This window comes from Nevskia sp., from assembly GCF_023266035.1.
Lineage (GTDB): Bacteria > Pseudomonadota > Gammaproteobacteria > Nevskiales > Nevskiaceae > Nevskia.
In genome coordinates, this window is the sequence record NZ_JAHFRY010000029.1 from 23,505 (window position 1) to 31,905 (window position 8,401).

Sequence of the window (8,401 nt, forward strand, 5' to 3'; positions counted from 1 at the left end):
GACGACCATGGGCGCCAGCTTCAAGACCGGCGACGACGAGGACGAGCTCGTCGCATCGATCAACACCACCCCCCTCGTCGACGTCATGCTGGTGCTGCTGATCATCTTCCTGATCACCATTCCGGTGGTCACCCGCGCGGTGCCGGTGGAGTTGCCGAAGGAGGTCAACCAGCCACGCGTGACCAAGCCGGAGAACATCAATCTATCGGTCGACAAGGACGGCGGCGTCTACTGGAACGAGCAGCGCATCGGCAACAACGAGGAGCTGGTCGATCGGCTGAAACAGGTCGCCGTACTGCAGCCGCAGCCCGAAGTGCAGATCCGTGGCGATGGTGCCGCGGCTTACGAACACGTCGGCCGGGTGGTCGTCGCCAGTCAACGTGCCGGCATCCTGAAGCTCGGCTTCATCACGCAACCGCCACCGCGCGGCTGACCCCACCAAACCCCTACACGGAGCAAGACACATGGGCATGAACGTAGGCTCGGGCAGCTCGTCCGATGAACTCGAGGTGATCGCCGACATCAACACCACGCCGCTGATCGACGTGATGCTGGTGCTGCTGATCATGTTGATCATCACCATCCCGATCCAGTTGCACTCGGTGAATCTGAATCTGCCGGCCGGCAATCCGCCAGCGCCGCTGGTGATACCGGAGACGGTGCGCATCAATATCGACGCTGCTGGCGCGATCACCTGGAACGACGAAGCGATTGCCGATACCGGGGCGCTCGACGTGCGCCTGAAAGCGGCCGCCGCCAACACGGCGCCGCCCGAACTGCACATCCGGCCGGATGCCAAGGTGCCGTATCGGATCGTCGCCGGCGTGATGGCGGCGGTGCAGCGCGAAGGGCTGACCAAGGTTGGTCTGGTGGGAGCCGAGCAGTTTCTCTGACGACGGTTCTTATTGCATCAACAGCGGGGTAAGTGGCAAGGCGCTGCGAGCTGGGGGCTCAAGTGGGAAGCAAGGAAAAGCCCGATGACCGCCGATGCTCATCATCGACCGTCATCGGGCTTTTTTTGTCGCGGGTTCAGGCTCGCAAAGGTCGGTCTGGTAGGCTCTGAGCGTCCCGCGCTCGCTGCAGCGATTTGGCGGCGGACCCGACGGTTAGCAGCTGAAGCTTGCGTAAGCGGCGCTCGGCGATCCGGAATTCCTCGCCAGGATCTGCTGGAAGCAGTCCGTCGCTTCAATCAGTTCCAGCCCCGTCTTGGTGAACGTGGCTTCGTTGAAGACGTGGCGCGCCAGCAGCGGGTTGGTCAGGGCCTGGGTAAAGGCGTCATAGGCGACCATCGTGGTCATCAGTTCGCCCATCATCTGGAACTCGCCGTAGTCCTCGGCGAAGATGCCGACATACCATTCGAGCTGATCGATATCCTTGTAAATTGCCTGCAGGCGCTCGCACAGCTTGGTATCGGAGGTCAGCTGATCGAAGCGGGTCAGTCGCTTCAGATTGAATGCCTCTCGGTAGTCGTTGTACGAACGCAGGCGGGCATTGCGCATCAGGGAAATGCTGCGCTCCTGAACCGAAGGCAAGTCCGGATGCCAGCGATCGGTCAGGAAGGTCGGCGTGTTGCACAGCCCGATCTTGCCTGCGCGCTGCTGCGAGCACTGCCTGATCAGGGCTTCGACGCCGAGCGACATCACCAGCGGATTGTTGTTGCGGAAGTTGCCGGGGTCCAGCCGATCGCTGCCGTTGCCGAGGAAATCCGGCACCAGCGAATGCCAGCGGTACAGCAGGTTGAACTCGATGGCGATCCAGTTCGACCGGTTCCAGCGTTCGCCATCGGCGATGAACGGCACCATCTCGACCGGAAAATCGAAGGGCGCGATGTGCTTGATGTATTCCTCGACCACCAGTTTCAGCAGCAGCACGATCAGGATGTTGCGAGTCGTCTGAAACAGGCGTTCATCGTCCCAGTCCGGATGTTCCAACTGCAGCACGCCGGCAACACGGTTGTGCTCGCGCAGAAAGACGATGTTCAGGATCGTGTTGCCAATGGTGCTGTTGCCGTGCTCGAGACCGACGGCGAATACCGAATCCTTCCGCTCGTCCGGCGCATCGCCGAGTATCACCTGAGTGATGAAGTCCTCGTCGTGCAGCCCCACGAACTCATCCTTGAAGACCATCGGGGCGCCGGGCTGACGTGGCTTGAACAGGAAGGCGGGGTATTCCTCGCCATCGATGATCTGGCTTTTCAGGCGTCCGCCCTGCAGGCTGCGCAGCAGGCAGGTCTTGGCTTCGGTCAGGCCGTAGATCTGGCAGAGATCGATCTCGTGATTCGACGTGTTCTTCCGGAAGTCTTCGCGACTGGTGCGCAGGAAACTGTCGGTGAACCACTGGGCGAAGAACATGAACAGCACGCTGGTATCCGAGGATGGGATTTCCCGTTCGCGCCTGAACAAGGCGGTTACGGCCGCTTCCGCCGGCAGCGCCGCGTGCGCCACTGGATCGGCCGGCGGCAGGTGTCGTCCGCTGTAGGAGCGGTCATTCAGGCTTAACCAGCTGCTGTAGTCGGCGGCCATCGACAGCGGACGAGGTCGCGGTGCAGCGGAGTAGGCGTAGTGGTTGATTGCCACCCGGCTGACGGTTCGGCGTATGGGCTGAATGGAGCCCACCGGTTCCACCACCTGATCCAGCACGCGCGTCAGCAGCGTCGGCAACTTGAACATGGCGTTTCTCCCTGATGGGAGCACTCTGCCATTGCCGGCATTTCGGGACTGTGAACCTGATCGCCGTTTGTTCTGCAGGGCGCCCAGGTGCCGCTGCCGATCAGCTGGCCGATGCCGGAACGACCAGCAGCGGGATGAAGCCGCTGACTCAGGCCCGTAGATGCTGATCGAAGAACTGGATCGTCCGATCCCAGGCCAGCTTCGCGGCTGCGGCGTCGTAGCGCGGCGTGGTGTCGTTGTTGAAGCCGTGCTGCACACCGGGATAGACGAAGGCCTGATAGTTCACCTTGGCCGCCTTCAGCGCGGTTTCATAGGCCGGCCAGCCGGCATTGATCCGTTCGTCCTGCTCGGCGTACTGCAGTAGCAGCGGTGCCTTGATCGCGGCCACGGTATCGGCGGGTGGCTGGGCGCCGTAGAACGGCACGGCAGCGGCGAGATCGGGCAGCTGGGTGGCCAGATAGTTGGCGACACCACCGCCGTAGCAGAAGCCGACGGCGCCGAGTTTGCCGTTGCCGTCCGGCAGCGCTTTCAACTGTTTGGCGGCGGCGATGAAGTCGGCGCGAGTCTTGGTCTGATCGAGCTTGGTGAACGCTTCACGAGCCTTGTCCTCGTCGCCGGGATAACCGCCCAGCGGGAACAGCGCATCTGGTGCGAAGGCGATGAAGTTGGCCAGCGCGACACGCCGCGCGATGTCTTCGATATGCGGATTAAGGCCCCGGTTCTCGTGGGCCACCAGTACCAGTGGCAGCTTGCCGCTGAACTTGGCGGGCTTGACCAGATAGCCGCGCAGCTTGCCGTAACCATCGGGCGAGGGATATTCGACATAGCTGGTGACGATGCGGGCATCGGTCGGTGCGATCTGCTGAGCCTGGGCGAAGTTCGGGCTCAAGGACAGCAGCAGCGCTTCGGCACTGACACCGGCAGCGGCGAAACGGCCGGCCTGCTGCAGGAAGCCACGGCGCGATAGCTGGCCGTGCACGTACTGGTCGAACAGCTTCAGGGCTTCAGGATGAAAATCACGGGCTTGCTTGAGGAACATGAGCTGGTTTCCTTCGATGATGTTGCTGAATAGACGTATGAAAAGCAGACACCCCGACGATGCCAGTTGATGGACATCGCTGGGGCATCTTTTACTGCAGGAGGATCAGAGCTTGGCGCTGAACTGAACGCCGTAGAAGCGCGGCGTCGCCGGCACGTAGCTGTTCCAGGTGACGACCTGAGAGGTGTCATCGTTGAATACGTTCTTGATCAGCACGCTGACGTCGAACTTCTGGTCGGCGGTGCCGACACCGAAGGCCAGATCACCGATCACATAGGCCGGCACCGTGGCGTACGAAGACAGACGGACATCGGAGTTGTAATTGCTGGTGTAAGCCAGATTGAAGTTGGTGTGCGCAACATAGCCAACGAAGATGGGCTGGTTGTAATCGGCGCCGAGGTTGCCGGTGTACTTGGCCGCACCCGGGAGACGTGAACCGCTGATGTCGCGTAGCGGCTGCAGGGCCAGGTTGCCGTTCTCGACCGGCTGCGCCGAGTTCTTGAAATCCCGGTAGTAGGCGTCGTTGTAGGCGACCGACAAGCGCAACGAGGCCCGTTCGATCGGCCGGTACAGCGCATCGACCTCGACACCACGGGCGCGAACCTTGGCGGCGTTGCCGGTGGCAGCGGTGTAGTAAGTCAGATCATCCGGCGTGTTGACGGTCGTGTACTCGTCGTACACCTGCACCTGCTGCTGGTAGTTCTTGATGTCGTTCCAGAACAGCGCGGTGTTGAGCGTCAGCTTGCTGTCGAGCAGCGAGGTCTTCAGGCCCAGTTCGTAGGCGCGGGCTTCCTCGGGTACCGCCAGGAACGGCACGCTGTTGACCACCTGCGAGATGCCGGACTTCTCGCCATAGCGGAACGACACATAGCCGGTATACAGCTGGTTGAAGCGGTAGCTCGGGCTCAGCACGAACGAGGGCTGCACTTCCTGGAAGCGCGGGCCATCGGTGTCGTTCCAGATCGTGCCGATCTGGGTCTGGCGGATCGTCTTGGCGTGGGCGATCTGCAGCTTCTGGGGGTCGCTCAGGTTGTCGTACGAGGCGACGCTGAAATACTTGAGCGCCGTCGCATCCGCGAGCGCGAGCTGCTCGGGGCCGTTCGCGTCGGGAATCAGGCCGCCTGGGGGTACCCGCGTTCCGTCTGACAACTGCAAGCCGTTGGGGCCGGCCGACGCGAAGCCGCCGAGCGCCACGCCATTGACTGTCGCCGGATTCAGCTCCGGCGCATAGCCCTGCTCGAAAATCTGCTTATAGGTGGTATTGCGGCGATCCTCGCGGCTGAGGCGGAAGCCGGCGGTGACCGTCAGCGGTTCGCTGACGTGCCAGTCGGCCTGACTGAACAGCGCAGCGCTCTTGTTGCGGATCTCCTGGACCGGCTTCTGAACCAGGCGATTCAGCGAGTTGCTCAACAGGTAGCGGCCGGCGGAGTCCTTGTCGAGCGTCGCGTACTGCCCGGTAGGGCCGGCGCCTGCATACCAGGCACCGGCGTCGGCACCGAAGCCGCTGCCGGTGTCGTAGTTGTTCATCGTCCGCAGCAGGTAGATGCCGGTCGTGTAGTCGACGGCGCTGCCGAAGTGGCCAGTCAGCTTCAGCTCCTCGCTGGCCTGGTTGTAGAACACATTGCCGCCGCCGTTCTTGTTGATGTCGAACGGCGTGCCTTCGTCGTTCTTGGCCTGGAACGAGAAGTTCTTCCAGGCGGTGATCGAGGTCAGCGTGTGGTCGCCGAGCAGCCAGTTCACTTCGGCCGAAGCGCCGCGGCTGCTGGTCACCAGCGGGAACTGCGAGTCGGTATTGATCGCGCTGCCGAGGTAGTCCTGGTCGTAGCTGTAGTTGCCGTCCTGGGTAAACCAGCGGCGTGCCAGACGCGTCTTGGCATCGCTGCCAAGGGTATTGGTGTCGCCGTTGGCGAATTTCGTCGGTGTCGGCGTGTAGAGCACGAAGCCGTTGTAGTACTGGCCGACTCGCGGCTGAAAATCGGCGCGCAGAGTGGCATTGAGATTGTCCAGCGGCGTCAGCAGGAACTGCACGCGGCCGACCACGGCATCGCGGTTCGGATAGGAGATGTCGCGGTTGTAGTCGTTCTTGATGAAGCCGTCGCCTTTCTGTACCGAGAACGCGCCACGCCAGGCGAGCAGGTCCTTGATGACGCCGCCGCCGAGTGCGGCGCGCGCGATCACCGTGTTCTGCTGGCCGAGAAACACCGAAGCGTTGAAGTCGCGCTCGAAGCGCGGCTGGTTGGTGGTGACATTGATCAGGCCGACATTGGCGTTCTTGCCGCCTTGCGTGCCCTGCGGGCCGCGCAGCACTTCGACATTGGCAAGGTCGATGAAGTCGAAGCTGGCCAGCGGGTTGTAAGGGTAGGGCACGCCGTCGACGCTGAAGCCGACGCTGGGGTCCATCGCATCGGTCTGCGCCTGGCGGCCGATGCCGCGGATCGAGATGCTGCTGGTGCGCGCATTGCCCTGGTTCCAGGACACATTGCCGGCGCGCTGGGTGATGTCGCCGATGGTCAGCGCATTCAGGCGGCTCAGCGATTCACCGGAGACCACCGAGACCGACTGCGGCTTGTCCTTGAGGGCCGCGATGCGCGGCCGTGAGCGGATGACGACGGTGTCGAGCTGGGTGCCATCGGCTTCCGCAGGCGTCGCCGCGTCCGCGTCCGCCGCGCTGGCTTCGGCTGCCGGACTGGCCTGCGCCAGCTCGACTTCAGACGTCGGCGCCGCTGTTGCGGGCGCTTCGGCGGCATGCACGTTGAACGCAGCGATCAGCAGGCTGCCCCCCAGCAGCATGGTGGAGCCGAACTCCACTTTCGACGCCGACGATCCCGTCGCCGATTTCGACGATGGGCTGTTGCGCTGGCCGGATGAAGGCTGACGCTTGACTCGCTTTGATGCTGACATCTCTATTTCCCCACTCCGTTGAATGCTTGCTGATCGCAAACGATGGGGAGGGGTAGAGCAGAGACCATGCCGTTTTCTTCAGACGCCGTTCAGGGCTTTGAAGAAGGTGGATTATCTCGAACAAGCGCATGTTTAATAACAGATTTAACTTTCCTTCAAGCGTTGATCGTCACAGCTTTTGACGCCCTTCCGGAAGCTCCGGCAGTCGCCAACTGTTGAAATATCAGCAGACTGCTGATGGCCGCTGTCTGTATCCCATCAGCGCCATTCGGAACTCCATTTCCGGAAATGAAAAAGCTCCAGCCGCGCGAGGCGACCGGAGCTTTTCAGCGACACCCGTTCTTACTTTGAACGGCCCTGATAGCCGCCGCTCAGCGTGGCGATCGAATAGACCGCGCCGCGGCCGACCACGTACAGCGTCTTCTTGTCGTCACCGGCAAACGCCAGGTTCTGCGGCGCCTTCGGCAGCGGGATGATGCCGAGCGCGGCACCCTTCGCCGAGAACACCTGCACGCCGACCGTCGACGCGACGTAGAGCCTGCCATCCTGATCGATCGCCAGACCATCGGCGCCGCTGCTCGGGCCGGTGTCGGTCTGCTTCCAGCCTTCGAGCTTGGCGAAGTTGCGGCGCGGGCCGAGCTTGCCGCCCTTGCCGATGTCGTAGGCCAGCACCTGCTCGCCGGCGGTGTTGGCGACGTACAGAGTCCTTTCGTCCGGGCTCAGCTGCACACCGTTCGGGCGCTCGATGTCGCTGGCGACTTTCTCCAGCTGGCCGCCCAGCGGCAGGTAGTAGACGCCCGGCTTGCCCGCCGGTGGCTGCTGCTCCGGATTGAGCTGAGTGCCGGAGTCGGTGAAGTACAGGCCGCCGCGCTTGTCGATGACCAGATCATTCGGCCGGCCGAACGAAGCACCGTCGTACAACTCGGCGAGCACTTTCTCGCGGCCCGGCGGATGGACGATGCCGACGCGCGGCTTCAGGGTCTGCACCGCATAGAGATCGCCGTTGGCTGCTGCGGCAAAGGCATTGATGCCGTTGGCCTTGTCCAGGAAGGTGCTGGTGCTGCCGTCCTTGGCAATGTGGATGACCCGGTCGGCACGGTTCTCGGTGAAGATCAGGCTGCCATCGGGCAGCGGCAGCGGCCCCTCGGTGCCGTTGAAACCATCCTTGATCAGCTTGATCGGCGTGCCGGCGGCAACCACGCCGCTGATGCCCGGGGTCGTGGCAGTTGGTGCCGCGTCCTGTGCAGCGGCGGCAGTGATGACAACGAGAACACTGGCGGCAAGCAGCGCCGCCGTCGATGAAGGTTTCGACATGGTCTGGACTCCTGTGTACGGGATGAAAGGGGTTAGCGCGCGGCGCGCGGTGATAGGCCAAGCTGCTGCACGGCCTTCAGGGATTGCTCGACGTTCTCGGCGGGCTTGAGGCCAGTCAGGCTCGCGGCGATGCGGCCGTTCGGCGTGACGATGAAGGTGGTGCGCTCGGCGAGCCCATGGCGGATCTCGGCACCGCGGGTATCGGTCTTGCCGTCGCCGGCTTCGCGGACCTGCAGCTCGAAAGCGTTGGCTATCGCGCCATCGGCATCCGAGGCGACGATGATCTTGCCGGCGCAGTAGGCGGGATCGGCGGAGAAGGTGTTGAGTCGGTCGATGCTGTCCAGCGACACGCCGAGAATGGTCGCGCCGGCCGCCGTGAAGCGTTCGTGGTTGACCGCGAAGGTATGCGCCTGGATGTTGCAGCCGCCGGTGTAGGCCGAGGGATAGAAGTAGACGACCACCGGCCCCAGCTTCAGCG

Annotated in this window: 7 protein-coding genes; 2 read left to right on the forward strand and 5 right to left on the reverse strand. The window is 62.9% G+C overall.

All coding sequences use genetic code 11. The annotated features are described in order from the left end of the window. Window positions 1-7 precede the first annotated feature (7 nt). Both Q0D45_RS06355 and Q0D45_RS06360 read left to right on the forward strand, forming a co-directional pair. Window positions 8-433: a biopolymer transporter ExbD gene (locus tag Q0D45_RS06355; RefSeq protein ID WP_293390056.1), complete on the forward strand. Its 426-nt coding sequence runs from the start codon at window positions 8-10 to the stop codon at window positions 431-433. Between the two features lie 31 nt (window positions 434-464). Beyond that, the gene (locus Q0D45_RS06360) at window positions 465-893 is read left to right on the forward strand and encodes a biopolymer transporter ExbD (protein WP_293390059.1); all 429 of its coding nucleotides are present in this window, start codon (window positions 465-467) and stop codon (window positions 891-893) included. A gap of 213 nt (window positions 894-1,106) precedes the next feature. On the opposite strand, the gene Q0D45_RS06365 is transcribed toward Q0D45_RS06360, so the two are convergent. From Q0D45_RS06365 to Q0D45_RS06385, 5 genes are all read right to left on the reverse strand, one after another. Beyond that, complete coding sequence (locus Q0D45_RS06365) at window positions 1,107-2,669, reverse strand: peroxidase family protein (protein ID WP_293390062.1); 1,563 nt, start codon at window positions 2,667-2,669, stop codon at window positions 1,107-1,109. A 148-nt stretch (window positions 2,670-2,817) separates the two neighbouring features. Next, the gene (locus tag Q0D45_RS06370; RefSeq protein WP_293390064.1) at window positions 2,818-3,708 is read right to left on the reverse strand and encodes a dienelactone hydrolase family protein; all 891 of its coding nucleotides are present in this window, start codon (window positions 3,706-3,708) and stop codon (window positions 2,818-2,820) included. A gap of 105 nt (window positions 3,709-3,813) precedes the next feature. Further along, window positions 3,814-6,609: a TonB-dependent receptor gene (locus tag Q0D45_RS06375; protein WP_293390066.1), complete on the reverse strand. Its 2,796-nt coding sequence runs from the start codon at window positions 6,607-6,609 to the stop codon at window positions 3,814-3,816. A gap of 342 nt (window positions 6,610-6,951) precedes the next feature. Further along, the gene (locus Q0D45_RS06380) at window positions 6,952-7,923 is read right to left on the reverse strand and encodes an SMP-30/gluconolactonase/LRE family protein (protein ID WP_293390069.1); all 972 of its coding nucleotides are present in this window, start codon (window positions 7,921-7,923) and stop codon (window positions 6,952-6,954) included. A gap of 32 nt (window positions 7,924-7,955) precedes the next feature. Continuing rightward, window positions 7,956-8,401, reverse strand: a 446-nt coding sequence (locus Q0D45_RS06385) for a peroxiredoxin (RefSeq protein WP_293390072.1), incomplete at its 5' end; no start/stop codon positions are given.

Coding starts and splice junctions, on each gene's coding strand:
- Q0D45_RS06355 (WP_293390056.1), top strand. CDS start 8: ATGGGCGCCAGCTTCAAGACCGGCGACGACGAGGACGAGCTCGTCGCA.
- Q0D45_RS06360 (WP_293390059.1), top strand. CDS start 465: ATGGGCATGAACGTAGGCTCGGGCAGCTCGTCCGATGAACTCGAGGTG.
- Q0D45_RS06365 (WP_293390062.1), bottom strand. CDS start 2,669: ATGTTCAAGTTGCCGACGCTGCTGACGCGCGTGCTGGATCAGGTGGTG.
- Q0D45_RS06370 (WP_293390064.1), bottom strand. CDS start 3,708: ATGTTCCTCAAGCAAGCCCGTGATTTTCATCCTGAAGCCCTGAAGCTG.
- Q0D45_RS06375 (WP_293390066.1), bottom strand. CDS start 6,609: ATGTCAGCATCAAAGCGAGTCAAGCGTCAGCCTTCATCCGGCCAGCGC.
- Q0D45_RS06380 (WP_293390069.1), bottom strand. CDS start 7,923: ATGTCGAAACCTTCATCGACGGCGGCGCTGCTTGCCGCCAGTGTTCTC.